This window comes from Holdemanella porci, assembly GCF_019052655.1.
Classification (GTDB): Bacteria; Bacillota_I; Bacilli_A; order Erysipelotrichales; family Erysipelotrichaceae; genus Holdemanella; species Holdemanella hominis.
This window is the reverse complement of sequence record NZ_JAHQVB010000003.1, coordinates 46,741-72,441: the sequence shown is the minus strand read 5'-3', so window position 1 is coordinate 72,441 and position 25,701 is coordinate 46,741. Positions and strand designations below refer to the sequence as shown.

The window sequence follows — 25,701 nt, the reverse complement described above, 5'->3', positions numbered from 1 at the left end:
ATTTTTAGAATATGAGTGTAATTTTGTCTTGACAAAGGTCACTTCATAACAGGTGATAGACAATGCAGGAAAATGTATTCTTTTTTCTGAAGACTAAAAATAGTGTTAAATATTTATACGATAATATCAGTGTTGAAGATGGACTTGCCCTCATGCGCAAGCACAAATATACGGCGATGCCCATTATTAATAAGGAAGGGGTTTATGTAGGAACCCTTACAGAGGGGGATTTTCTTTGGTACTTATTAGACCATCCTTCAATTCATAAAGAAGATCTAGAACAAATGGAGATTCGTGAATTAATTCGTGGAGACTTTACGCCACCAGTTCAAATCGATGTTCCAGTCGATCAATTGTTCGCTCAATCTTTGAAACAAAACTTCGTCCCCGTAGTTGATGATCGTCAAATTTTTATTGGTATTGTGACACGACAATCCATCATTCAATATTTAATGAATAATGCCGATAAATACATACAACAATAAAACAGCCGGATTTATTCTGGTTGTTTTCTTTATCACATTGAAAAAAGCCTTTAAATTGTGTATGATAATGGGTATTAATGAAGGAGTGATAGTTTCATGAATCCGGATGATTCAGTCCCGTTACAGTATAGTTTAGGAGGGTTAACATGAACCTTCCCATCTTAATTTTATTTACATTTATTCTAAACATCTTGTTTTCAATGACAAGCAGCATCGTTTCTACAAATAAAGAAATCGAAGATGAATCTTATAAATATCAAGCTACTTTAAAATGGTTATCTCTATGCATGGAAATATTTGGCATTGTGATGAGTGTAATCTATTTACAACCCATGATCCATACTCCATTACTTTATATAGTCGTACTTCTATTGGTGTATGCATATATTTTATTGAGTGATTTATTACCGAGAAAGTTTGCGAATGCACATTTAAATCAGTTTGAAAAATCATTTATGTCCATTGCGAAAGGTATTCAATCCTTATGTACACCATTTACTTTTTTCTTGCGTTTTGAAGTGGAAAAAGAACAGGAAGATTATTCCGAAGAAGATATTTATGAAGTTATCAACAGTGGCGGTGTTGAACCAAGTCAAAAAGAGTTTATCGAAAACCTATTTGAGTTCGATGATACACCCGTTGAAGAAATTTGTACGCATCGAAGTGAAGTTGTTTGTCTATATCTAAATGACGATAAAGAAACATGGAAAAAGACCATTCTAGAAAATCGTCACACATTATATCCTGTATGTGATGAGGATAATGATGATGTCGTAGGTATTCTAGATACACGTGATTATTTCCGTTTAGATTCGATTGAACAAGATAACGTCATCAATAAAGCGATGGATCAGCCTTTCTTTATTTCACAAAATATGAAGGCCGATGTTCTATTGAAGGAAATGAAAATTAAAAAAGTATACTTTGCGGTTTTACTTGATGAATATGGAGGAATGACCGGTATCGTGACTTTACATGATATTATTGAAACTCTTCTTGGTGAAATCCAAGAAGATGATGATATTGAAGAGCCAGATCCAATCCAACAAATAGATTCTGATCAATTTAGAATCTATGGCCAAGCTGACATTGAAGATGTCGAAAAAGCTTTAGGCATTTCATTAGAAGATGAGGATTGTGACACGTTTGGTGGATACATCCTAAATCATTATGGACAAATTCCTGATGAAGGTTCACATTTTAAAGTCAGTCTAGACTTAATGGATGTATATGTTAAGGAAGTAAAAAATCATCGTATCGGACAAACTATTGTACAAATAAAGCGAAAAGAGGAAGGAAAGCAAAATGAAAGCACTGAAAAACGCAATCGAGACTAGAGGACATTTTATTAATGATGAGGTATTAAAGGTTGATGCTTTTTTAAATCATCAAATCGACTGTTCTTTAGTAGATGAAATGGGAAATGAATTTTATGAACACTTTAAAAACAAAGGCATCACAAAAGTAGTAACCATTGAATCTAGCGGTATTGCCCCAGCCTATGCGACAGCCATTCGTTTGAATGTGCCATTGATTTTCATCAAGAAAACACAACCAAGCACAATGATCGATCCTGCTTTTGCAGAAGTCTTCTCTTTCACAAAGAATAAGACATATCCAATTTGTATTGAAAAAGAATACTTAAAAAAAGGCGACAAAGTATTATTCATTGATGACTTCTTGGCAAATGGTGAAGCATTCAAGGGAACGGAAAACTTAATTGCGCAGGCACAAGCTGAAATTGTTGGTGTTGGCATGGTTATTGAAAAAGCTTTCCAAAAAGGACATGCATATATTACTGAAAAAGGATATGACCTTTTAGCGTTGGCATCTATTGCAGGTGTTAAGAATAAGAAAATTTCATGGGCTGATGAATAATCAGTCCATTTTTTTAAAAATTTGGGGGATTCTAATGAAAAATACATTCAAAAAACTATTTATTAGCTTTACCGTATTATCACTCACTGCATGTGGTTCAACTACAATGCAAGACAATACGTTTGCGGCTAAAGAAAACAAGGACTTCACAAAATACACAAACCAATTGGTAGTTGAATATGCCGAAAGCGACTATACAACGATGCACCAATTCTTCGAACATCCAGAAGACTATGGCATTGATATCAATAATGTAGATGTAAGTCTTGGTGAATTTTATACAGATAATACTGAAGAAATCAAAGAAGATCAAAAAGAATTAAACAAGTTTAATCGCAGTACTTTAGACAAAACGCAACAAACCATCTATGATGAATTGAAATATGAGAATGAATTGAGCTTAAAAGCTGAAAACAAGAAATTTCAATATCTAAACAATTGTTGGAGTACAATGAGCGGACTTCACCAAAGTTTGATTTCTGTTTTTTCTGAATACATTTTACGAAATGAAAAAGACATTCAAGATTTGATTACACTCATCAACGATGTGCCTCGCTACACAAACGATGTATTGGAATATACAAAAAAACAAGCAGATAAGAATACCTTACAGTTTGACTATGATTCTGTTACCCAAGATATTCAAGATGTGATCAATACTAAAGAGGATAGTTCAATCACAAGTGCATTATATAATGCGATTGACACTTTAAATCTAGATGAAGAAAAAACAACATCTTATAAAGCACAAGTCAAAGATGCCATGGACACAAGTTTCTTTCCTAGTTATCAGGCTATGTTAGATACATTGACCTCTCTTCAATATAACGTACAACCACTACAAGGGTTGTCGAACTATAAGAATGGTAAGAAATATTATGAAGTATTAGTTGAAAATGCGACAAGTTCTACCAACTCTATTTCCACAATTAAAGAGAATACGCAATCCGCAATCAATTCAGCTATCACTAAATTTCAGAAGCTATATAAAGGCAATCCAATGATTGCGTATGAACTCGATTCAGTTTCAACGGATTTTACAGATGTGAATCAAATTCTAGAAAGCCTTCAAAAAAACTATAAAAAGGATTTCCCAAAAGTAAAAACCATGAAATATGATTTAAAGGCACTGCCAGAAGATCAATCTGTCAGCGGAATTGTTGCCTACTTTATTACACCAGCCTTGGATTATTCACAAAACTATCAAATGCGCTACAACAAACGTGATTATGGCGATGATCCATCAAGTTTAACACTTTATCAAACATTAGCTCATGAAGGTATTGCCGGACATATGTATCAAGCCCAATACAACAAGGAACATTTAAAATACCCAATCCAATTCTTCTACAACAATCTAGGTATGTCTGAAGGATGGGCTACTTATATGGAAAGCATGTCTTTACATTATTTAGATAATAATAAAGATTTATTAGAAGCCTATAATTTGAATAACATTCTTACCAATCTATACATTGTCTTAATGGATATCAGCATTCATTATGATGGTATGTCACTCAATGATTTCAAGAATGAATATGGTGATATGTTTAGTTCAGAAGGATTAGAAAGCATTTACAATCAATTGGCAGATAATCCAACTGTATTCTTATCTTACTATTATGGATATCTTCAAATCGTAGATTTAAAGAGTACAGCCAAATCTAGATTAAGATTTAAATTTGACAATACAGACTTCCATAATGCCCTACTACAATATGGCGAAGTCAACTTCAATATTGTCAAACAAAGCGTAAATGAATACATCAATGAAAACAGGTAGCACTCAAAAAGATGTTGGTCAAATTTCCAACATCTTTTACATTTTTCTAGGGGAATATTCCACTACATTTAACATTTTTCTAGGGGAAATATGAAGATGAGTTTAAATTACACAATTTTTTGGCATGCTCAAAATCAAAAAATACCATAATTTCAAATATTAAATTATTTCACTTCTTTTTAAGCATGTTTTGGTTCAAAATTTTAAATTTTGACTCATTTCACTGCTTTTTTAGCGTGTTTTGATTCATAATTTCAGATTTTGACACCTTTTTATGTTTTTTAACCCCAATTTGAGTCAAACTTGACTCATTTTGACTTTGCTTCAATCGAAAAAGTGTCATTTTTTTAAATTATGATACTAAAAAAGAGAACCTTGAATCAAAGTTCTCTTCTTCACTAACTATTATAAATCAAATCCAAAATAACGAACGGCATTGTTGTAAGAGATACCCTTAACAATTTCAGTTAAGTTTTCTTTATCATAAGGATATTCTCCATTTTCAACCCATGTACCAATTAAGTTACACATGATACGGCGGAAATATTCATGTCTTGAATAAGACATGAAGCTTCTTGAATCTGTCAACATACCTAAGAAATTACCTAATAATCCTAGATTTGCCAAAGACGTCATTTGTTTTTCCATACCTGTTTTATTGTCGTTGAACCACCATGCAGATCCTTGTTGAATCTTTCCAATCGCATCACTATTTTGGAAACATCCAAGTACTGTACCGATCAATTCATCATCCCCAGGATTTAAACTGTAAAGAATTGTTTTTGGCAATCCACCATTTTCATTGATCGCATCCAACATATTTGTAAGTTGGTCTGCAGGTGCAAAGTTTGAAATACAATCATAACCCGTATCTGGTCCTAACTTATTATACATAGTTGTGTTGTTGTCACGTTTACATCCATAGTGAAACTGCATTACCCAACCTAAGCGTTTGTATTCTTTTGCGATGAACAGTAAGAATGCCGTCTTATATTGATCACATTCTAATGCTGTAACAGCTTCATGATTTAATCTTTTTTCAAAGATTTTTTCGATTTCTTCATCACTTGCTGGGGCATACATAACATAATCCAATCCGTGATCACTCACTAGACATCCCATTTCATTAAAGTATTCCATACGTTTGATGATTGCTTTTTTCATATCTTCGAAAGTATGAATTTCAATTTCAGAAACCGCAGCTAATTGGCTCATGTAGTCGGCAAATTCTGGTTTATTGATACGCATAGCTTTGTCTGGACGCCAAGCAGGAAGTACCTTTACATCAAAGGTTTCATCCGCTTTAATCACTTTATGCCAATGTAAATCATCAATCGGATCATCTGTAGTACATAATAATTTAACATTTGAGTTTTTAATTAAGTTACGCACACTCATATCATCTTGTTGTAATTTTTCATTGCACAAATTCCATACTTCTTCGGCTGTTTTACTATTTAAAACACCATGGTATCCAAAGTATCTTTGAAGCTCCAAGTGAGACCAGTGGAAAAGTGGATTTCCAATAGCTTTTTCAAGCGTTTCTGCCCACTTCTGGAATTTTTCACGATCTGGTGCATCTCCAGTAATATAGTATTCGTCCACTCCGTTTGAACGCATTTGACGCCATTTATAGTGGTCATCACCAAGCCATACTTGTGTGATATTTTCAAACTTACGATCTTCAGCAATTTCTTTTGGATCAATATGACAATGATAATCTACAATTGGCATCGTATTAGCAACATCAAAAAATAATTCTTTAGCGACTTCATTTGTCAATAAGAAGTCTTTATCCATAAATTGTTTCATTTAAAAATTCCTTCCTTCTAACTTACATATCCCATTAAACCAGGTAACCATAGACTTAATTGTGGTATAATATGTAACTAACATCAACACAACAATAATAGCGAAGAAATATGGTAACAAGTGTTTAAATACAGTTTCAATCTTAACGTCTCCGACTTTAGCACCAACAAACAGTGTCGTTCCTACTGGAGGAGTAATTGTTCCAATACACAAGTTGAAGATCAACATAATACCAAAGTGAATTGTATTCATACCTAATGCCGTGCATACTGGCAAGAAGATTGGCGTAAAGATCAATGTGGCTGGCGTCATATCCATGAATGTACCAACCACTAACAAGATAATGTTGATCATTAATAGAATGACATATTTATTGCTTGAAATTGATAATAATCCATTCGAAACCATTGTAGGAATGTTCGTGAAGGCCATAACCCAAGACATAATACTAGAAACACCAATCAAGAAAATAATGATACCTGTCATTTCCGCACTTGCTCTAAAGATTTCTGGTAAATCTTTCCATTTCATTGATTTGTATCCATAAACACAAGACACATAAGCGCTCCAAGTACTTTTTTAATCAACTTCACAGTAATCCTCCTAATGTTTAGAACTGTGTTGTATTTCGCTTCATAAATTTACATGGAATCTCCATTTTTTGTCGAACTGATTTTCCCGCAAGAACTTTAATAAGCGAATCAACCGCAATTTCACTTAATTCTTCTTGTGAATCAATAGAACTCATTTCCGGATTGCAACAAACACATAGTTCTGAGTTGTTGAATCCAACGACATTGACATCTTCAGGAATCGACTTATTGATTTGATGCACATATTTAAGTGCACCAACAGCCATCGCATCATCGCTGGCAATGACGGCATCAAAATCCAATCTTTTCTTTGCCAGTAAATCTCTTGCCTTCAATACGTTATTTGGCATAAACACCTTGTATTCTTCCTGCACCTTTAAACCATTATCAATCAGTACATCTTGATATCCCTCTAATTTTTTTGTTGTGCTGTACGAATTGGCATCATACAAAAACACAATTTTCTTCCTTCCAACTTCGATTAGATTACATACAGTATCATAAACCGCTTTATAATTATCTGTTAAAACACAATATACTCCCGGTACACGAACATAACCATTCATAAGTACCACCGGAACTTTTTGGGCAGCATCTTTAAGGTATTGAATATCATTCTGTCCGCAATCCCCTGCATAATGTGAACCAACTAATATCATCGCATCGATTCTACGATCCAATAATATTTTTACGGCTTCTACTTTTCCTTCATAGTCAAAGCCACTACACATCAAAATTGAGTCATATCCATATTTGCGTAAATTCTTTTCTAAATACGCAATGGCGCTTGCCATATAACGATCGGATACATCCGGACAAACGAGTCCAACTGTTCTTACTGAATTTAAGCCTAATCCGCGAGCAAACACATTCGTCGTGTAATCATACTCATTCCTGACGTCCCAGACTTTCTTTTTCGTCTTCTCTGAGACTTTAGGACTGTTATTAATTACTCGCGATACAGTCGCAATCGATACGCCTGATAATTTGGCAATGTCATAAATATTCATCTTTGTTTTACTCCTCAACCCTATTCCAACGCGCCAAGAATTGCAAGTACTTACATTTAACATTTAAAATATATACAGGTAGAAATGGTGCAAAAATTTATAAGATTCATTTTAACGACTTGGTAGCTGTTGCACCATGTCCTCTAGAAAAAGGGATTATATGTAATGTCGATGGACAAGAAATTACACTTATTGAAGATATTGCCCAAAGACATAAATTTACGTTGAAAGATATTAAAAAGGAGCAACCTATTATTAAATATGGATATCCTATTGGAATCGCGAAGGATATAAGGAAGTAGCTATCACATTAAGAGAGTCTATCAATGCCAATATCAACACCTGGTCCGCTATGTTGTATGATGGAAAAAATTACCATTTCTCAAATAAATACAGAATGCAGATTGTAGACAGAGTCGGTGGTGGAGATAGCTTTGGTGCTGGATTGATTGTACCCAGTCTAAAAGGATATGATGCAAAGTCAATAATCGAATTTTCGGTAGTCGCAAGTTGTTTAAAATACTCTGTCGAAGGTGATTTCAACATAGTGAGTATGGACGAAGTGTTGCAATTAGCTGGTGGAGACGGTTCAGGCCGCGTTCAAAGATAAACCAATAATTTAGGTAGCAACAGATTACTATCATGTATTTATTTCTCCTATTCCAACAATATACTTACATTAAAATATCCTAATCGTAGTTATCTGTTTCTATATAAAACAAAGGATCGATATTCTATTTTCCCTATGAATATCGGTCCTTTTCGTATATGTTTTCTATGACCAAAAAAGTGCTAGAATCTCATCTAAAACCCTTGTTTTAAAATCGATTTAAGATGAATATATAAAAATAGATAGGGATAAATCAACCTTTAAAAGTCATAGGGATTTTGACTCTGAGATAGAGATGACCTTTAAACACTTTTAGTCGACCCTATCTAATTGCGGATTACCTTTAAGATTCCTCAACAATTTTACCACTTATATGTTCAGGTATAAATTCTAAACAAAGAACACTAGGTCCGGAATATTTTAATTCATGATCAATATAATTTTGATCATTGGTAAATTTTAGGCAGAGTTGCGTACATATTTCTTTGACTTTATCTGGATCATTTACCATTTTGATTTTTCCAAACACAATCACACTCTGATAATGAACGGCCCATTCACCATCTTTTTTAAAACCTTTATCCATGACACAAAAGCTTGCCTTATCACATTGTTTTAAACAATCCATTTTATGTCCTACTTTTGCTCCATGAAAATAGATGTGTCCGTTTTTTTTTCATCGTACCAATGTGTAATAGGAAAACCATAGGGGTATCCCGTATCACTGATTAAAGATAATACGCCATGAGGTTCATTGGTAAGTATCTCTATACATTTTTCTTCAGATAATTTTTGTTTGAATCTTCGCATTGTCTTAAACATATTTCCCTCCATTTCCCCGCACCTAAAGTCGCGCGGACACAAATACTTTATTAATAAATTCTTTTTCCACGCCTTATGCGTTACCATGAAAAAGAGGTGGTACACGACAGAGCACGTGAAGAGGAGTAGGCATTCTACTCGATAGAATTAACCTGCATATTTATAAGTTGCCGTCATCATTTCAAGTATAAATAGCAGGGGACGCCAAGCCCGGACACTTAAAATTGTTTAATCAACTGTTGTCGATTCGCATTGATGACCGTCAATGCCACTTCTCCTTTTACAGAAAGGATATTTTTTTTATGACTTTTAAAGTTGTTTACTTTATTTGTGGTGGTATGGATTCCACAAAAATCTGATTGTTACTACGATTGGAACTACAGACAGACAAACTTTGATTACTGAATATATTTAGCAGTCATTTTCCACATTTTATTCGGACTTGATACGTTTAAAAAAATTGTTTATATCACATGATTGTCATGATATCTGTATGGAATCTACAGGTAAATACTAGATTCCAATTTATAACGTCCTTGAAACTGAATTGAACATTTGTCTTACTCACCCAAAATATGTTAAAGCCATTAAAGGCAAAAAGACAGATAAGCGAGATTCCAAATGGATTTGCGACCTTTACAAGTGTGACCTTGTAAAGCATTCTTTTATACCTAAAAAAGAGATTCGAGAAATGAGAGAAATTGCCCGTTACAGATGCAAACTTGTTTATATGCACTCTTCCGAAAGAAACAGATATCAGAATTGTTTGACAGTCTCTAATATCGGTCTTGCTTCTGCAGTTTCTGATTCTTTTGGCAAAACTGCTACAAACATTATGAAGGAAATAATGCATTCTGAAGTCATTGATGATGACAAGATTTTGAAACTTATCCATAAAAAATGCAAAGATAAAGACAAGATTTTAGATTCATTACAGGAATACCACATCGAATCAGATCAACGTTTTAAAATGGATACAGTTATGAATCAGTTTGAATCCGATAAGCAGTTAATCAATTGGGCAGGTCTTTCTCCAGCAAACAATGAAAGTGCAAACTAGAAAAATCCGTTCGTATTTCTAAAGCTGGTCAATACTTAAAACCATTACTTGTTCAATGTACACTTTCTTCTATTAAAGACAAGAACTCCTACTTTGGAATCAAATACTATCGAATCAAAAAACGCCGAGGCCATAAGAAGGCGATTATCGCAATAGCACGAATGATGCTTGTCTGTATATATCACATGATTCTTACGGATGAAGAATTTAATCCATGTGATTATAAATTTTTAACAAATCCAAAGCCGACAAAAGAACCAACAATGACAGTTGAATCTGCTTTACAATTCTTAAAAGATTCAAACTTTGATTTTTCTTCAATTCAGTTATAAACAACTATTTAAAATTGTTTTTTTAGTGATTTTGACCACCTCTTTTTAGTGCGGCCTTTTTTTATTTTTTTTCTAAGTTTTATTCACACTTAAACCTCCTACTTTTTAGTTATAACGTATATTATGATGTGCTCAATAATTACTTTTCATAAACATAACTTTCCATATATTCATGGAAATTTTCATCAACAGTGTCATACAAATCCACACCTCTGTCATGACACATTAATTCTCCCAGAACTTGCAATACCGTCAAGTATTCAAAAGAAACAAAGAGCGAATCTTCAATAAACGGATAGCTAAAATCATGTTTTATTACTTTATTCTGAGATATCAAATATGTAGTAGCATTCTTATGTTCTTTTAAGTATCCTAAAAGACGAACCATACGGTTTAAATGTCTTGACTGATTTCCTAAAGCTAGAATAAGTGTACTCTTATCAATTCCATGATAAATCCCATGCATAAACTCTTCTAATTCATAATAGCGAACGCAGCATTGTACAGTTTCTAATATTTTCAAAGCACCTTCTGTTGCAGCAGGAAGGCATTTATCATAACCAATCACAATAATATTTTTAAACCTTTTCAATTCTTCTTTTTCACTCTCATACCATTGTTTTGTTGTCTTTGCGATGTCCGGTATCAAATCAATTGTACCTAGTATTTTAGAAATCCACTTTTCGGAATCTTCTTTAGATAATTCTAAAAACAACATTAAAATTGCGATCACACTGCAATAATAACCCTTTGTTTTTGGCCCTATATCTTCTTCTACTTCAATTTTCAAAAAACTATCTGCATGAGCAGTTACGGGAACATCCTTTTGTGCAGAACAAGCCAAAGTTAAACATCCCATTTCTTTGGCTTTATCTAAGGCTTGGATTGTAGATGAAGATTGTCCTGCCTGAGATATTCCGATTACTAGCGCATTATCTTCAACAATATCTGTATTATCCACAAACTCCATCGCATATACTGCATATACAGGAATATTCATTAATTTTTCAATTGGCTTTATACATGATAATGCAGCTGAATAACTCGTTCCTGATGCAACTAGATAAATATGCCCTATCTTTTTACCCTTTATATATCGAATACAATCTTCATTATTTTGTTTTGATTTTTCAATTACTTCACGAATCGCATCTGGAGTTTCCATAATATAATCATACATATCTTTCATATTATTAAGCCTCCAACATAGAGATTACTTCATATAAACTTTTCTTAATATAAGATGCATTTTCTTTATCTTTATTTGTAGGTGCATTTATAGATGGAACCATTACAACTTGAATGCCCGCATCATGTGCTGCTTGTACTCCATATCCTGTATCTTCTAAAACCATCACTTGATTTGGATCACAATTAACAGCTTTTAAAACTTTTTGATAAATCTCTGGATTGGGTTTTCTCTTTGTTACTTCATCTCCACAAAGAATATATTCAAATCGATTAATCAAGCCTAATTTTGTTAATCTTTTGATTGTCGCATCTCTAGACGTTGTTGTTGCTACTGCTTTGCGGATATTTTTATTCTCTAAAACATCCAGTAATTCAGTTACGCCTGGCATCAATTCAATGTCATTTTCCAAATATTCAGTACCTACACTGCGAGCAATATCTAATAATTCCATACGGTTTTCAACATCTGGCAGTTCATTATTCAAAACTCTTTCAACATCACTACCTGAAATTCCAACAACCTTACAAAAAACCTCTCCGAACTTTGGAACCCCATATTTAGCAGCAACATCTTTCCAAGCTTTTCTCCACAAAAACTCAGTATTTAATAACAAACCATCAACATCAAATATAATCATTTTTGGATTTTTCATTTTATATCTTCCTCACAATCTACATATGTCAAATGACATTTTTTCAACACAAAAGTACACAAATCTAAAGCCACACTTGTTACTATGGTATAAACTATCCCATAAATAAAAGCTAAAGCTTCTTTAAACACAAATATCGAAAGTAAAACAATAATCCCATCAACTGCAAATGCCAATAATCCAAAAGTCATTTTTGGCCTTTTCTTTTTAATGGCTGCAATTATAAAATCTGTTCCTCCCGTTGATGAACCCTCATTAAAAATAAGTGAATATCCAATACCTGCTGTTATGCCAGCAAGCATAGCAGCTAATAAACGACTTCCGTGATACAGCGGCAAACGACAAAGTACATAGTCAATTAGAAAAGAACTTATTACCATTGTTTTCACTGAATACAAGAAGAATGCTTTTCCTAATGAACGAAATGTAAACAATATAATCGGAATATTAATTAAGATTGTCGCAAGTCCAATAGGAATATTTGTCAAATAATTTGCCATAACTGCAATTCCATTAACTCCTCCCGGAGCAAAATCAGCAGCTACCGCAAAGCAAACAATACTAACGCCTATAAAAACAGATCCAATTACATCGTATATCATCATAAAAATCATTTTTTTCATATATAATCCCATTTCCAAAATTAAATCTAAAGCTCTATTTTCATAGGCATTTTAAACAAATACGATTCATTATCTTCCTCTACATCTAGCAACTTTGTATGGAGATACACTTAGATAATTATTTAATTTTTTTACCACAAATACCAATAAAGATAATAAATATCTTACCCATTGATCCGCATTAATAATCCACCATATCCATACAATATCCATTTTTAAAACTGTGCTAACTAAGTAACATAAGAACACACGAACGCCCCAAATACCAATTGTATCTATTACCGTAGGTAATGTGCTTGATCCTGCAGATCGAATATATCCATATAATACTTTTGATTTCATTTCCGGGAATTGTGAGAAAACCATCAGCAATAAATATAAATGTGCAATAGCAACCAATTCCTCTTTGTCCGTCAACAAATACAAAACCTGTTTTGAGAACAAAAGCAAGAATATCATATTAATTCCACTAATGATTAAACAATAAAAGCTCAATCTTTGATATGCCGATTTATACATCTTCTCATCATTTGCTCCTATTGCCTGGCTAGCTAAAGCCATCGAAGCCGTCAAGAAACCAGAAGCCATCATATCGCAGAACCCTTCTGCCTGTAATCCAATTTGATAAGCAGCATAGAATTTTTCTCCATAAGTTAGAATGAAAGTTGATAAAAAGACAGAAGCAAAATTCCAGAAAGAATTCCCTATTGCAGTTGGAACGCCAAACTTCAATACGTCTTTGATCATATCCATATTAAATATTGGTTTTTCAATTTTCACACGATCAAACATACCATTTTTAGCAAATAACAGATAAAGACCTACTAACATCATTACTATAATTCGAACATTATTTGTGATAGCAGCTCCATAAAGACCTAATCCTTTTACAGGTCCAAACCCTAAAATCAAAATATACCCTAAAACAACACTTATCCCATTTCCTATTGTAGCAATATAAAGTGGCGTTTTTGTGTTTCCATCCGCCTGAAATACTGCTGAATTCAAATGAATTATAGCTAATAACGGATACGCCAATACATGAACTTTCAGGAAAGAAGCACCATAAGTTAATAGCCTTGAATCTGTACTCATTGTAGATAACAGTTCATTTGGAAATAACCAAATTCCAACCGCTGCAATCACCGCCACAAAAAGCGAAATTATTAAGGCTTGCTTATAATACAGTAACCCTTTCTCCTTGTTTTTTGAGCCAAACGCTCTAGCAAAAACAACCATAGCTCCGATTCCAAATCCTTTAAGTATTGAAAAATAAATACCGTAGATTCTTGTTGAAATACCATAAGCACTAATCTCAGATATGGTTAATCGACCAATATATCCAGTTAAAATCATGTCAGACAAAATCAAAAAAGCATTCTCTAAAATAGCAGGAATTAAAATATGCCGAATCTTAGCATCTATTTTTTTTGTATCCATTTTATTACCCCCTTCCATGTAGCCTAAAAAGAAAGTCAGTAGTCGTCTGACTACTGACTTGAAAAATTATGAGAAATAACTATTTTTAGTAGTTAAATTTCCACATGTATTTTCTCCAGCTTAATGGGTGTTGACGACGATCTGCTAATAGATTGTTATAAACATCCAATAATTCGCTGTAGAAGTCATGATCGAAATATCCTGAAACTTCTCCAAGTTCCTTCATACCATAGTCATATCCATCTAATACTGTTGTGTGGTTATTGAATTTGCTTAAGAAGCGAAGAGCTCTTTCATCTACGGCTCTAGTTGCACCAGTTGATTTAAGCATTAAGTAAGCTGTATCTTTTTCAGTGATTTCGAATGGTCCATTGAAGAATTCATCTGAGTGAATTGCTGATGAGTTGATCCATTGCATTTCCATGAAGATACAAATTGTTTGTTGGTGAGCTCCAGCATAACCTGTACCTGATCCCATAGTGTAGATAATGTCATCATTTGCATAGTCTACAGAGAATTTAACTGCATCTGGTACACAAGCTTTAACTGCTGCAGGAATGATGTCATTCATTTTCTTAGTAGCTGCAACCATTTTTTCGTAAGTTTCTGTATTATGTTCAACAACATTTACAGTTTCATAAGCGATTTGTAATGCTAAAGAACTCTTTGATTCTTCATATAAAGCACCATCTGCTCCAGTATCTTTGAACTGTACAATGTAATCACAAATTTCTTCTAATGGTGTACCTGTTTCTAATTGTAATCCAATTACTGTAGCACCACATTCTTTTGCTTTTTTAGCTGCTTCAACAGTTTGTGGAGTATTACCTCTACGGCTAGCACATACAACGATTGCATTTTCATTGATGAATGCAGGTGTGTCATTTGTAAATTCATTAGCATTTTCATACAATGTTGTCAATGTTTTAGCTTCATGAGTTACATAATAGTGAGGAGCAAAGAAACATGCTAATGACCCTCCACAACCAACGAAACTAACGTTTTTGATTTCCTTTTTTGCTGCGATTTCTTCAATCATCTTTTTTACATCGAACATAATTTTTACCCTCTTTTCCTTTTCGATCTTAAAATATTTTTATTCAAAGCTTTAGCAAGCTAGAATACCAAAGTAATTCAATACAATTCCAATAACGAAGCAACTCAAGATTACAACCATAGGTTTAACTTTTCCTGATTTAATAATGAAGTACATAATCCAAGTTACTGCAAGTGGAATCATTTTTGGCATAATACCATCTAATACATTTTGTAATACGAATGCTTCTCCAAATTTAAGTGGAGTTGTTAAGTTTGCTAATGAAGCTGACATACCACCAATTACGAATAAACCTGCAATTGAGCATCCAAACATTACTTTTTCCATCAAATCTGCTTCTGCCATTTGTCTTACGAAATCTTGTCCTTTTGTATAACCCAATTTACCCATGAACCAAGTAAATGGAGCTGAAGTTCCAATAGAGATCAGCGCTGCTAAGATTGGTCCTACAATACTTCCTTGTTGAGCTAATGAAATACCAATTGACATTGCGATAATACGAATTGTTCCTTGGAACAATGAATCACCAATACCTGATAAAGGACCCATCAAAGCAACTTTAACTGCATTGATTGCACCTGGATCAAATGTATCTGGATGTTCAGCATATTCTTCTTCCATGGCAATACAAATACCGTAAACCAATGATGCACACTGTGGTGTGATGTTAAAGAACTCAAGGTGTCTTTGATATGCTTCTTTTTTCTTATCTATTTCATCTGGATCTGGATACAAACGATCAATTGTTTTAGACATACCATACATAAAAGCTGTATTCATCTGTCTTTCATAGTTCCAGTTTGTTTGCATACACCAAGAACCCCAGAAGATTTCTTTTAACTTTTTATTTAGTGGATAATTTCTTTGTGCTTCTAAACCTTTAATAGACATAAGTAGTTCTCCCTTCTTAGTTATCTAAATCTTCTAATTCATCTAAGGAATTCGAACTAGAAGCTACTGCCGCTTTCACACCGCCACCAGTGTATTTAACTGTATAAAGAATCAATGCAATAACAATACCGATTAGGGCGATTGCTGTTAAATCCAATCCAGAATAAGCAGCTAACAAGAATCCAGCGAAGAAATATACAACTGTATTTTTGTTAACCATTGTAGTTAATAACATTGCAAATCCGAAGAATGCGATGATGTTGGCACCTAATGTAACACCATCAGTAACCCATGCAGGAATTACACTAGCGATTGATTGTACAAGATCTGCTCCAAAGTATACTGATAAGAATACTGGAATGATTGTACAAATTACATATAATGATGGTCCGTATACGATATCAATACGTTTAGCTTTTTTGAAATCTTCTCTTTCAACAGCTGCATCAATCATGTGTGTAAATTGAATACGAATTACATCCGCACAAGTTTCGATAATTGTTGATAACAATGTCATTGGTACTGCAATTGTGATTGCTGTTTCGATGTTTGCACCTGACATAATACAAATTGCACAACCAACTAAAGAACCCATGTTCATATCAATTCCAGAAGCACCAATTGACATCATACCTAATGTTGCCAATTCCATTTGGGCTCCAACTGCTAAACCAACTTGTAAATTACCAAGTAACAAACCACAAATTGTACATGTCAATAATGGTCTTTCGAAGTTTAGACGTCCAAACATTCTGGAATCTAATTTCATCATAATAGAAATTAAAACCACGATTAGTGTATAAGCTAATTTCATAAATAACTTCTCCTTCTACAAATTTAAGAATTATAAATCTAATGATTCACGTTTTGTTGTTGGCAATTGTTGCATGAACAATTGACAACCTGTTGCTTTGATCTTACGAAGATCTTCCTCTTCCTCAGGTGTCAAATAAACTACATCTCCATAGTTTTTTGACCCATCTTTTTTGGCAATACCACCAAGATTCAATTCTTTAAATACTGGATGTGCTGTGATATATCCTGCTGCATCTTTTGTTGATCCAAAAATAATGAATACCGAATCACTTAATGAATCAATCTTTTCTGCTCTTTCAACTGCTTTAGCTACAGAGAATACATTCAATTTAACTCCTGCTGGTTTTGCCATATTTAATGCCATCTTTTGGAAATCATCTCCAGCTGCTTTATCATCAATAACAATTATTCTCGTTGCTCCCAAGAAATGTGTCCAAGTAAATGCTACTTGCCCATGTACCAATCGATGGTCGATCCGTAGTGCTTTAATCATAATTTTCACCTCCGTTTCTCTTACAGATCATCTTCAATGTCCGTCATATTGCTTATAAAGTCGTTACAATAAACAGCATTAAATTCTTTTTCATCAAACTTCTTTTTCAAAGTTTCTACATCAGGCTCCATCAAGATAAAATCAATCAAGAGTCCTAAACTAGTATTTGTAATTAGATGGAAATCATATGTTTTCAAAGCTGCGACAAACCCATTATTTACTGATCCACCAAACAAATCTGTGAATACAAACAATTCTTCTTCTGAACCTTTAGAGTCCATTACTTTTTGAATTGTTTCTTGAAGATTAAAATCTGGCGATGTATAACAATTAAACGCTTCTACATTTTCAGCCCCGGCAATAATTTGTAGTGCTGATTTAAACCCCTCTGCAAGCGTTCCATGTGTCGCAATAACTATTTTTCTTTTACTCATATTCAATCCTCCCTATAAATAAACGAATAAATATATTTCATTTCAGAATCCGGAATTTGGATACTATAATGTTTCTCTATATTTCCAAACGATGCTTTTATATCCTCTATAAAATCTCCATGCTCTTTCACAAATGCTTCCGTTGCACTGTCTTCTCGAATCATTCCTGTTTTAGTTACAAGTCTTTCAACAAGAATACAAACGTGAATATAAATACCTACCAGCGTTCTACCTTCAAGTTCCACATGGCGACGTTTCTGTAAATCTTCAACCGCGATTGTTGTCTCATCCATAAGTGGTTTTGGATTTAAAATCGTTAAATAATTCAACACATTCATCAAAGAAAAGTTTGTACGAATGTTGATAATCAATTGTTTTAAATTGTTATCATCCAAATACATATTTAATTTTGATGACACCAAATCCAAGTTTGTCGTTGTCACAATATCCTCTAATGGAATAAATACAACGTCACTTATTAACGGATTGTCTGTACCTGTTATAAATAGTATGTTGTACATTTGTTGAAGTTCATTAATATCATCAATCAATGAATCAAACGGTACAGCTCTTAAATCAACAGGTATTTCTTCCGGGAAGGAATCTGCAAATAAGTCTGCCATTCTTTGAGATGTCTGTAATCCACTTTCACTCGTAAATAAAATGACATCTTTCTTCTTACCCTTTAAGATAGCGTAATCTACCTTGTAGTTCTTATCTGCATCTATAAAATATCGATCAATTGGGTCACCGTTTTTAATCTTATAGCCGATATCTAAAGCCATTTTTGTTGTTACGTTGTTTATAAGTGCCACATTTCTGTTTTTTGTGAATTCCTCATCCGCAATGTTTTCCAATGAACCCATATCGACCATAATGCAAAGGTCTGCATAAGCGTTAACTCTAGACAATTTATCTCTTAGAGTTGCCCGAATTTCTTCCATTGTTGTCGTTACTGGCATATCGATTGAATCAAATATGTAAGATCCAATTAGTGAATTAACTGCCGCTGCCATTGAAGAAGCAGTTGAATAACCATGACAGATAATGACTCCAAATGTTTTATTCTTATTTAACTCAACGTTATAAGCTGCGATAGTTAAGATCATAATCAATTGAACTATGCCAGGAATTTCCTTTTCAAGATTTGACATGCAAAGAGATTTAATCTCATTCGCAATCATTGCTTCACTGACATACATTCTCTTCACTTTATTTAAAGCTGCTTCAATATTTACCTTTTCTTTATCTTCGCGTTGTTTAAACATTGATTCGTTCTCTTCATAGATGTACATCAACTTTGCTACAACGAACGTAAAGTTTCCTGGAATATTGATAAAGTGCTTTTTTGCAACCTGATTCACAATTAAGGCTAATGTAGCTTCTGTTCCCTTTAGTGTCTGTTCATTTCTAGAAGTACTCATAATTGTTTCTACAATCAAATCGTAAATGCTTCTATACTTTTCAATAAGGTTACTTTCTTTCTTAACACACAACTTGATTACCGAAGTAAATAATTCATCAAATTGGCTGATTTTGCTACTTTTTGTATACGTATCACAATCAATATAAGAGATATTCTCACTTGAGATTTCTAGTGACTCAAACATTTCTTCTGGAAGATAATACGTATGAATAGTCACTGTATCACTTTTTTGATTACTTATAGCCTGAGCACAAATCAGTTTCACTTTTTTAAATATTTCTTCAACATTCTGATTTGGTTGAAAGTTAGATAATGTCTTTAAGACATTTGAACAAATCAACATATGAACATGTAAACTTGCTGCCTCTTTTCGGAAAAGCTCAACAATAATTCCTTCTCGTTCTTCCTTTGGTCTTTCACTAAAATCTTTTAGTTTAACCGCAATTGGTATATATTTTCCCAAAGATGAAGGAAGGTAATCATCAGGTCTTTCATTTGATAGAAAGATAAAATGAATACGATCATTCTGCTTTTTTTCAAAGAATCGAATCAAGTATCCAGTCAATGAATCACTGATTTTTTCAAAATGCGATAGGATAATACATAGCGAATTCTGTTTGTTTGCATTTATACAATCTTGTAATTGCTGATGAATCGATAATGGATCAACCACTGAGAGATCGTACTCAGCAATTTTGGCATCCTTATCAAGAATTCCCTTACTAAGGATGGAATGCTTACAAATAAGTTTTGCTAAGCTCTTCTTCCCAGTACCCTCATTACCATAGATTACGAATGATAAACCGTTTGGCGGATAATTAAAGGCTTCCGTACACCTTTTGATTACTCGCTTTAACGAACCATCATGACCTATCAGTTCAGCAAACACATCAGTTAGTTGACCATTATCTTGCAAAAACTCAACCATTTCTTCAAGATCAATAAATTCATAATTCTCAACGTTGATTCCATATCTTTGGTTCAAGCAGCGAGTATTAAAGAAATACACAGGTCGACTTTTAACCTTGAACACTTCATTAGATTCACACAACTCATTCAAGTACTGGCTTGTAATAGTTCGTGAAATATGAAGTGCATCAGATATTGCAACTGTAGTAAACGCATCCGCATGTACTAAATCAAATTTTTTAGTTTGATCAGCCAAATATTCACTGATCAGTTCCTTTGTTGTCTTGTTCATATCTTTAACCATCTCCATTCTATCCAAAAATAATTCGAAAATATTTTTGTTAATTATTTACAACACATTTTTTATTTTATTCTATTTTTTCGTCAATTGTTATAGCATTCGACACATTATTGTTATATCTTTTAAATAATCGACTCATTTTCTTTTTTTATGATTTTGTGTCGACACAAGTACCAATACTAATTTCAAATTGATGAATTAGTCTATAAATCTAAGCGTTATCACAAAAAAATGCACCGCATCATTTTTTGTTTTGCATTATAATATAGTCAGAGGATTAAAGATTATGTTTAGATTTTTTAAAAAGAAAGAGAAAATAAAAAGAGAATTGCCACCAGGGACAATTCGCAAGGAATTTCATTTTGAAGGAAATGTTCAAAACATTGGTTTTCGTTTTGAAGTACAAAGCCATGCCAAACCATTAGGTATTACAGGCTATGCCAAAAATAATGATGATGGTAGTGTCACAGCACAATTTCAGGGAAAACCTAATGATATTAATAAAGTCATTTTAGACCTTCAAAATATTGATCGTATTCAAATTGACTTTATCAGTGGAAAGGATATTCCTTTAGATTATTATGAGAATGATTTTAGTATTATCTATTAACTTGAACAATGCTCATGAGTTAGAGCATTGTTTTTTTGTATCAAGAAATAATTGCGTTATTCCGATAGAATCACAACAGGCGCGTTACCAAAGGATCCTGTAACATTCGCAATCAACTGCGATAGATAAGCATCCATTTGCACTTTGTCAACTAGAAAATCCAATCGCTTTTCTACATAGTCTTGCATATCCCTTATACTATCAAAATTTTGCATTGCTTTATCCGACAAATAGAATTCCCCGATTGAAGAAATATCTAAAAAAGGAGCATTTAAATTTTTGGATTTTAACTCTTTTCTTAAGCGAACACTTATTTTTGTTTCAGTACAATCCACAATTTCTAACAATCGAGAAACTTGAACATTTTCATTTCCTGTAGATACTTGTTCTACTGAATATTTGATACTTTCCAAATATAAATTCACTCCAGTTATTTGCAACATATAATCTCCTTATACATTAAAATCTTTTAATGACCTTAACACAATATTTCCAACACTAAATTTCTTAAATTCATGACCTATATTTTGCTTATCTACTAAATTTTTATCCTTAAATTTATAATAAGCTAACTCTTGTTCCAACTCCAATATGCGTTGATTTGAAAATGAAGCTCGTCCAATTTTTTCACTAATAGCTGTATTAATATACGCATTTAGACTCACTCCATCCATTTGTGCATTTTCTAACAATTGCTTGTGCGTCGTTTTAGGAACCCTCAAAGCTATTTTTCCACTAGGAAGACCCCCTTCCTCTTTTGGAACCGGTAATTCTATTCCTTCATCTTTTAAATAATTTAAATATACTCTTTTTGAAGCTTCTGCATCGGCAATTGCCTCTTCAATTGTATCTCCACCACCTACACACCCTTTTAAATCTGGATATTCAACACACCATTCTGTTTTTCCATTTTCCAAATGCATAGGATATACTTTCATTGCATAATCCATACTATCTCTCTTCCTTTCTGTAATTAATCTCTTCAACTAATTCTACCGCTTTTTTTACATATACTTCTTTTACACTATTCCCATGTTTAGGAATTGGGAAAGGCCTATCTAACAAATCATGTGTAAATATTACATGACTTGTTCCATTTTGATTTTTCTTCTTAAAACCAAAATATTTTAAATACTTCTCTAAATCGGAAAATTCTATTTTATTTCCAGATTTATAATTCTCAATCTTCGCAATTAACTTTTCAATTTTTGACATTCGGTCCTTTCTTATATGATATCATATTCAATATCATTTATGTATAATTATCTACATATTTAAGTTTAACAACCCAATGTGAAAAAGACATTAAATCTGAAAATTTCATAAAAAAAGATATCAATTCATTTTATTTGAACTGATATCTTTTACTCTATCTAGATAAGTTTGTATTCTTAGAATTCATGATTTTAAATACATCTTCTTGTGTTACCACATTAAAATCATGTTGAATCATAAGCTTTAATACACTAGCACTGATTGCGAAATCGACTGTTTTCTGTGGATCAAACCCATTGATTAGTCCATGCACAAATGCAGCACCGTAGGCATCTCCTGCTCCCACAGCTTCTAAACTATGTACTCTATGAATTGGACTTTGGTAGAACTTTCCATCTACGTAATAGATGCCCATCCAATCTCCTTCTTCTACAGTATGCATATTTCTTAATACACTAGTCACACTCTTCACATTTGGGAATTGACGAGTAATTTCTAACATACCTTCTTTATAAGTATCAATCTGATCAATACCTGTAGATAAGTTACCATCAAAGGCATGAATTCCTAGTGTTGCTTCAAAATCTTCATCATTGGCAATACATACATCTACATACTGCATTAAATCACGCATGACAACTTGCGCTTGTTCTTTAGACCACATTTTTCCACGATAATTTAAATCACAAATCACTTGAATATCATTTTCCTTACAATACTTCAAAGCACTTCTTACTGTATCCTCAACATATTTAGATACAGCTGGAGTTACGCCTGAAAAATAGAAAACATCTCCTGGCTCTAAGATATTTTCCCAATGATATTCACTTGGCTGAGATAGTGAAAAAGCACTAAATGCACGATCATATACAACGTTTGTACTACGAATATCACTTCCTTTTTCAAAGAAGTAAATTCCTAATCTGTCTCCACCTCTAACCAAATAATCCGTATTTACACCATAATAACGAATTTCACTTAATGCTGACATACCCACTGGGTTATTTGGTACTTTAGATACAAAAGCACATTGATCTTCATACATCGCTAAACTTACAGCTACATTAGCCTCTGCACCACCATAACTCGCCTCAAAACCATCGCTTTGCATAATACGCAAGTTTTCTGGTGTCTTTAAACGAAGCATGATTTCTCCAAAAGTTACTACCTTCATAATATATATCCTCCATAAACTCTTTAATTATACCATTTTTTAATGTCTACTCATTCTTATTTTTTCGTCCTTTCATGAAAGGGATTTCAAAAAGTGCTTGTATTTTATTTTTAGCTATGCTATCATCCTACATGTAAATAACGGCTGTTACTGGTAATGCAGGCAAGACCAAGATATTTAAGTTGCATTTTTAATGCTCCTTTTATCTTGGTCTTTTTTATTGCCATCAGCCTAGAAAGAGGAGAATATGAATTATCAACAATTAGGAAATGATATCATCCAAAGCATTGGTGGTATCGACAACATCAAACAATTAACACATTGTGCAACTCGTTTAAGATTCGAATTTTATGACATGAATAAAGTCAACACCAAAAAAGTGGAATCTTTAAACGGCGTTATCAGTGTTGTAGAAAAAGGTGGTCAATACCAGGTCGTAATTGGCAATGAAGTACAATCCGTTTTTAGAGCCATTCAATCCCAAATGAAAGATGTTCCTTCTACTTCTCACGAAGAATCCGATGAAGAAAAAGGCAGTATTGTCAATCGTATTATCAGTGTAATTTCCACTACATTTACTCCTGTGATTCCAGCCCTAATCGGCGGTGGTATGATCAAAGCTGTATTATCTATTCTTGTTTTATTTAACTTAGTTAATGAAGCAAGTTCCACTTATGAAATCATCAACTTTATTTCCGATGCTCCATTCTATTTCATGCCTGTCCTTTTAGCGTATGGAGCTAGCCAAAAATTCAAAACAAGTCCAATCATGGCAATGACTATGGCATGTGCTCTTTTACACCCAACATGGTCAGGCTTAGTCGCTGCAGGAAGTCCATTAACATTCTTTGGAGCTCCTGTTGTATTAGTTGACTATGCATCAAGTGTAATTCCTATTATTTTAAGCGTGTGGATCATGTCTTACATTGAAAAATTTGCCGAAAAATACTCACCATCTATTATCAAGTTTTTCTTAAAACCACTTTTAGTGATGTTTATCTCTGTACCAATCGCATTAATCATTGTTGGTCCATTAGGAAACTTATTAAACGATTTAGTACAATCTGGCGCTAACTATTTAAATGCACACGTAAGTTGGTTGATTCCAATGTTGATGGGAGCCTTCCAACCATTCTTAACACTAACAGGTACTGCATGGGCCATGACTCCAATTGCGACAAGTCAAATTTCTACACTTGGATATGAAATCGTAAATGGACCTGGTATGTTAGCAAGCAATATTGCACAAGGTGGTGCTACTTTGGCGGTTGCTCTAAAGGCAAAAGATGAAAACTTAAAATCTCTTGCATCTTCATCTGGATTTACAGCAGTTATGGGTATTACTGAACCATGTTTATATGGTGTCCTATTAAAATTAAAACGCCCATTTGTTGCTTCTATGATTGGTGGAGCTGCCGGAGGTATCTATGCAGGAATTACTGGCCTAGTTCGTTATGCCTTTGTTTCACCAGGATTAACTGCTATTCCAGCCTTCATTGGTAAAAACCCTATGAACGTAGTTCATGCCATTGTCACAATCATTATTTCTTTCGTTGTAGGTTTTGTCGCATCATGGATTCTAGGATTTAAAGAAGATGCACCACAAGAAGAAGTAGTAGATACTGTTTCAAAAGATGAAATTGTTGCACCTTGCGATGGAACTGTAAAATCACTGTCCGAAGTAAATGACGATGTCTTCTCACAAGAAATCATGGGAAAAGGTATCGCAATCGAACCAAGCACAGGAAATTTATATGCTCCTTGTGATGGAACAATTACTGTATGTTTCCCAACAGGTCATGCGATTGGATTAAAATCAAAGAATGGAACAGAAATTTTAATGCACATAGGCATTGATACTGTTAATCTACAAGGAAAATATTTCAGTCCTCAAATTCAAGTCAATGAAGAAGTTAAAAAGGGACAGTTACTATTAACTTTTGATTTAGCTAAAATCAAAGAAGAAGGTTATGACACAACCACTCCAATCATCATCACAAATTCAAAGAATTTCAGTTCGATTCAAATTGAAAAACAATCAACAACTCAACATGGAAACAAATTAATTTCTTTAGACTAGGAG

The 25,701-nt window shown here is 33.4% G+C and carries 29 protein-coding genes; 10 read left to right on the top strand and 19 right to left on the bottom strand.

Annotated elements, in window-relative coordinates; genetic code table 11:
- Window positions 1-62 precede the first annotated feature (62 nt).
- The 4 genes from KTQ83_RS01420 to KTQ83_RS01405 all read left to right on the top strand — a co-directional run bounded on the left by KTQ83_RS01420 (window position 63) and on the right by KTQ83_RS01405 (window position 4,146).
- Window positions 63-485 (top strand): CBS domain-containing protein, encoded by a 423-nt coding sequence (locus KTQ83_RS01420; RefSeq protein WP_117925300.1) that lies wholly within the window; start codon window positions 63-65, stop codon window positions 483-485.
- 146 nt (window positions 486-631) lie between these two features.
- Window positions 632-1,822, top strand: coding sequence for a hemolysin family protein (locus tag KTQ83_RS01415; RefSeq protein ID WP_217255845.1), 1,191 nt, complete (start codon window positions 632-634; stop codon window positions 1,820-1,822).
- On the top strand, window positions 1,791-2,363 hold the full coding sequence (locus KTQ83_RS01410) for a xanthine phosphoribosyltransferase (RefSeq protein WP_217255844.1): 573 nt from the start codon (window positions 1,791-1,793) through the stop codon (window positions 2,361-2,363). The genes KTQ83_RS01415 and KTQ83_RS01410 overlap by 32 nt, the downstream gene beginning before the upstream one ends.
- Window positions 2,364-2,397: 34 nt before the next feature.
- A complete protein-coding gene (locus KTQ83_RS01405; RefSeq protein WP_217255843.1) occupies window positions 2,398-4,146 on the top strand; it encodes a DUF885 family protein in 1,749 nt (582 codons plus the stop codon).
- A gap of 405 nt (window positions 4,147-4,551) precedes the next feature.
- Here the strand turns inward: KTQ83_RS01405 and uxaC are convergent, their stop codons facing one another.
- The 3 genes from uxaC to KTQ83_RS01390 are packed head-to-tail and all read right to left on the bottom strand — an operon-like array spanning window position 4,552 to window position 7,561.
- Window positions 4,552-5,958, bottom strand: a complete 1,407-nt coding sequence (uxaC, locus tag KTQ83_RS01400) for a glucuronate isomerase (protein WP_217255842.1) — start codon at window positions 5,956-5,958, stop codon at window positions 4,552-4,554.
- On the bottom strand, window positions 5,959-6,516 hold the full coding sequence (locus tag KTQ83_RS01395; RefSeq protein WP_227402845.1) for an SLC13 family permease: 558 nt from the start codon (window positions 6,514-6,516) through the stop codon (window positions 5,959-5,961).
- Between the two features lie 52 nt (window positions 6,517-6,568).
- The gene (locus KTQ83_RS01390) at window positions 6,569-7,561 is read right to left on the bottom strand and encodes a LacI family DNA-binding transcriptional regulator (RefSeq protein ID WP_217255840.1); all 993 of its coding nucleotides are present in this window, start codon (window positions 7,559-7,561) and stop codon (window positions 6,569-6,571) included.
- Window positions 7,562-7,563: 2 nt separating this feature from the next.
- On the opposite strand from KTQ83_RS01390, the gene KTQ83_RS01385 reads away from it, so the two are divergent.
- Window positions 7,564-7,863, top strand: coding sequence for a UxaA family hydrolase (locus tag KTQ83_RS01385; RefSeq protein WP_217285009.1), 300 nt, complete (start codon window positions 7,564-7,566; stop codon window positions 7,861-7,863).
- A gap of 95 nt (window positions 7,864-7,958) precedes the next feature.
- Complete coding sequence (locus KTQ83_RS01380; protein ID WP_217255839.1) at window positions 7,959-8,171, top strand: hypothetical protein; 213 nt, start codon at window positions 7,959-7,961, stop codon at window positions 8,169-8,171.
- Between the two features lie 343 nt (window positions 8,172-8,514).
- On the opposite strand, the gene KTQ83_RS01375 is transcribed toward KTQ83_RS01380, so the two are convergent.
- Both KTQ83_RS01375 and KTQ83_RS01370 read right to left on the bottom strand, forming a co-directional pair.
- A complete protein-coding gene (locus tag KTQ83_RS01375) occupies window positions 8,515-8,799 on the bottom strand; it encodes a pyridoxamine 5'-phosphate oxidase family protein (RefSeq protein WP_217255848.1) in 285 nt (94 codons plus the stop codon).
- Between the two features lie 8 nt (window positions 8,800-8,807).
- Window positions 8,808-8,993, bottom strand: a complete 186-nt coding sequence (locus KTQ83_RS01370) for a pyridoxamine 5'-phosphate oxidase family protein (RefSeq protein WP_217255838.1) — start codon at window positions 8,991-8,993, stop codon at window positions 8,808-8,810.
- A 547-nt stretch (window positions 8,994-9,540) separates the two neighbouring features.
- Here KTQ83_RS01370 and KTQ83_RS01365 point away from each other — a divergent pair.
- Complete coding sequence (locus KTQ83_RS01365; protein WP_217255837.1) at window positions 9,541-10,053, top strand: IS110 family transposase; 513 nt, start codon at window positions 9,541-9,543, stop codon at window positions 10,051-10,053.
- 161 nt (window positions 10,054-10,214) lie between these two features.
- A complete protein-coding gene (locus KTQ83_RS01360; protein WP_217285008.1) occupies window positions 10,215-10,385 on the top strand; it encodes a hypothetical protein in 171 nt (56 codons plus the stop codon).
- A 139-nt stretch (window positions 10,386-10,524) separates the two neighbouring features.
- Here KTQ83_RS01360 and KTQ83_RS01355 read toward each other — a convergent pair whose 3' ends face one another.
- From KTQ83_RS01355 to KTQ83_RS01310, 10 genes are all read right to left on the bottom strand, one after another.
- A complete protein-coding gene (locus KTQ83_RS01355) occupies window positions 10,525-11,574 on the bottom strand; it encodes an SIS domain-containing protein (RefSeq protein ID WP_217255835.1) in 1,050 nt (349 codons plus the stop codon).
- A gap of 4 nt (window positions 11,575-11,578) precedes the next feature.
- Window positions 11,579-12,229, bottom strand: coding sequence for an HAD family hydrolase (locus tag KTQ83_RS01350; protein WP_217255834.1), 651 nt, complete (start codon window positions 12,227-12,229; stop codon window positions 11,579-11,581).
- Window positions 12,226-12,852: a YitT family protein gene (locus KTQ83_RS01345; RefSeq protein ID WP_217255833.1), complete on the bottom strand. Its 627-nt coding sequence runs from the start codon at window positions 12,850-12,852 to the stop codon at window positions 12,226-12,228. The genes KTQ83_RS01350 and KTQ83_RS01345 overlap by 4 nt, the downstream gene beginning before the upstream one ends.
- 69 nt (window positions 12,853-12,921) lie before the next feature.
- Window positions 12,922-14,331, bottom strand: coding sequence for an MATE family efflux transporter (locus tag KTQ83_RS01340; protein WP_342367242.1), 1,410 nt, complete (start codon window positions 14,329-14,331; stop codon window positions 12,922-12,924).
- A gap of 46 nt (window positions 14,332-14,377) precedes the next feature.
- Window positions 14,378-15,349 (bottom strand): SIS domain-containing protein, encoded by a 972-nt coding sequence (locus KTQ83_RS01335; protein WP_117925935.1) that lies wholly within the window; start codon window positions 15,347-15,349, stop codon window positions 14,378-14,380.
- A gap of 51 nt (window positions 15,350-15,400) precedes the next feature.
- The gene (locus KTQ83_RS01330) at window positions 15,401-16,240 is read right to left on the bottom strand and encodes a PTS system mannose/fructose/sorbose family transporter subunit IID (protein ID WP_217255831.1); all 840 of its coding nucleotides are present in this window, start codon (window positions 16,238-16,240) and stop codon (window positions 15,401-15,403) included.
- A gap of 16 nt (window positions 16,241-16,256) precedes the next feature.
- Window positions 16,257-17,054, bottom strand: coding sequence for a PTS mannose/fructose/sorbose/N-acetylgalactosamine transporter subunit IIC (locus KTQ83_RS01325; RefSeq protein ID WP_217255830.1), 798 nt, complete (start codon window positions 17,052-17,054; stop codon window positions 16,257-16,259).
- Between the two features lie 30 nt (window positions 17,055-17,084).
- Window positions 17,085-17,549, bottom strand: coding sequence for a PTS sugar transporter subunit IIB (locus tag KTQ83_RS01320; protein WP_217255829.1), 465 nt, complete (start codon window positions 17,547-17,549; stop codon window positions 17,085-17,087).
- 20 nt (window positions 17,550-17,569) lie between these two features.
- Window positions 17,570-17,983, bottom strand: a complete 414-nt coding sequence (locus KTQ83_RS01315) for a PTS sugar transporter subunit IIA (RefSeq protein ID WP_217255828.1) — start codon at window positions 17,981-17,983, stop codon at window positions 17,570-17,572.
- Between the two features lie 2 nt (window positions 17,984-17,985).
- Complete coding sequence (locus KTQ83_RS01310; RefSeq protein ID WP_217255827.1) at window positions 17,986-20,610, bottom strand: PRD domain-containing protein; 2,625 nt, start codon at window positions 20,608-20,610, stop codon at window positions 17,986-17,988.
- A 295-nt stretch (window positions 20,611-20,905) separates the two neighbouring features.
- Between KTQ83_RS01310 and KTQ83_RS01305 the strand changes: the two genes are divergently transcribed.
- A complete protein-coding gene (locus KTQ83_RS01305) occupies window positions 20,906-21,229 on the top strand; it encodes an acylphosphatase (RefSeq protein ID WP_217255826.1) in 324 nt (107 codons plus the stop codon).
- A gap of 56 nt (window positions 21,230-21,285) precedes the next feature.
- Here the strand turns inward: KTQ83_RS01305 and KTQ83_RS01300 are convergent, their stop codons facing one another.
- The 4 genes from KTQ83_RS01300 to KTQ83_RS01285 all read right to left on the bottom strand — a co-directional run bounded on the left by KTQ83_RS01300 (window position 21,286) and on the right by KTQ83_RS01285 (window position 23,618).
- Window positions 21,286-21,672: a hypothetical protein gene (locus KTQ83_RS01300; RefSeq protein WP_217255825.1), complete on the bottom strand. Its 387-nt coding sequence runs from the start codon at window positions 21,670-21,672 to the stop codon at window positions 21,286-21,288.
- A 9-nt stretch (window positions 21,673-21,681) separates the two neighbouring features.
- The gene (locus tag KTQ83_RS01295) at window positions 21,682-22,179 is read right to left on the bottom strand and encodes a toxin-antitoxin system HicB family antitoxin (RefSeq protein WP_217255824.1); all 498 of its coding nucleotides are present in this window, start codon (window positions 22,177-22,179) and stop codon (window positions 21,682-21,684) included.
- Between the two features lies 1 nt (window position 22,180).
- Window positions 22,181-22,444 (bottom strand): type II toxin-antitoxin system HicA family toxin, encoded by a 264-nt coding sequence (locus KTQ83_RS01290; protein WP_217255823.1) that lies wholly within the window; start codon window positions 22,442-22,444, stop codon window positions 22,181-22,183.
- 154 nt (window positions 22,445-22,598) lie between these two features.
- Window positions 22,599-23,618, bottom strand: a complete 1,020-nt coding sequence (locus KTQ83_RS01285) for a sugar kinase (protein ID WP_217255822.1) — start codon at window positions 23,616-23,618, stop codon at window positions 22,599-22,601.
- Between the two features lie 247 nt (window positions 23,619-23,865).
- Here KTQ83_RS01285 and KTQ83_RS01280 point away from each other — a divergent pair, with 247 nt between their 5' ends.
- Window positions 23,866-25,698, top strand: a complete 1,833-nt coding sequence (locus KTQ83_RS01280) for a beta-glucoside-specific PTS transporter subunit IIABC (RefSeq protein WP_217255821.1) — start codon at window positions 23,866-23,868, stop codon at window positions 25,696-25,698.
- The last annotated feature ends 3 nt before the right edge of the window (window positions 25,699-25,701 follow it).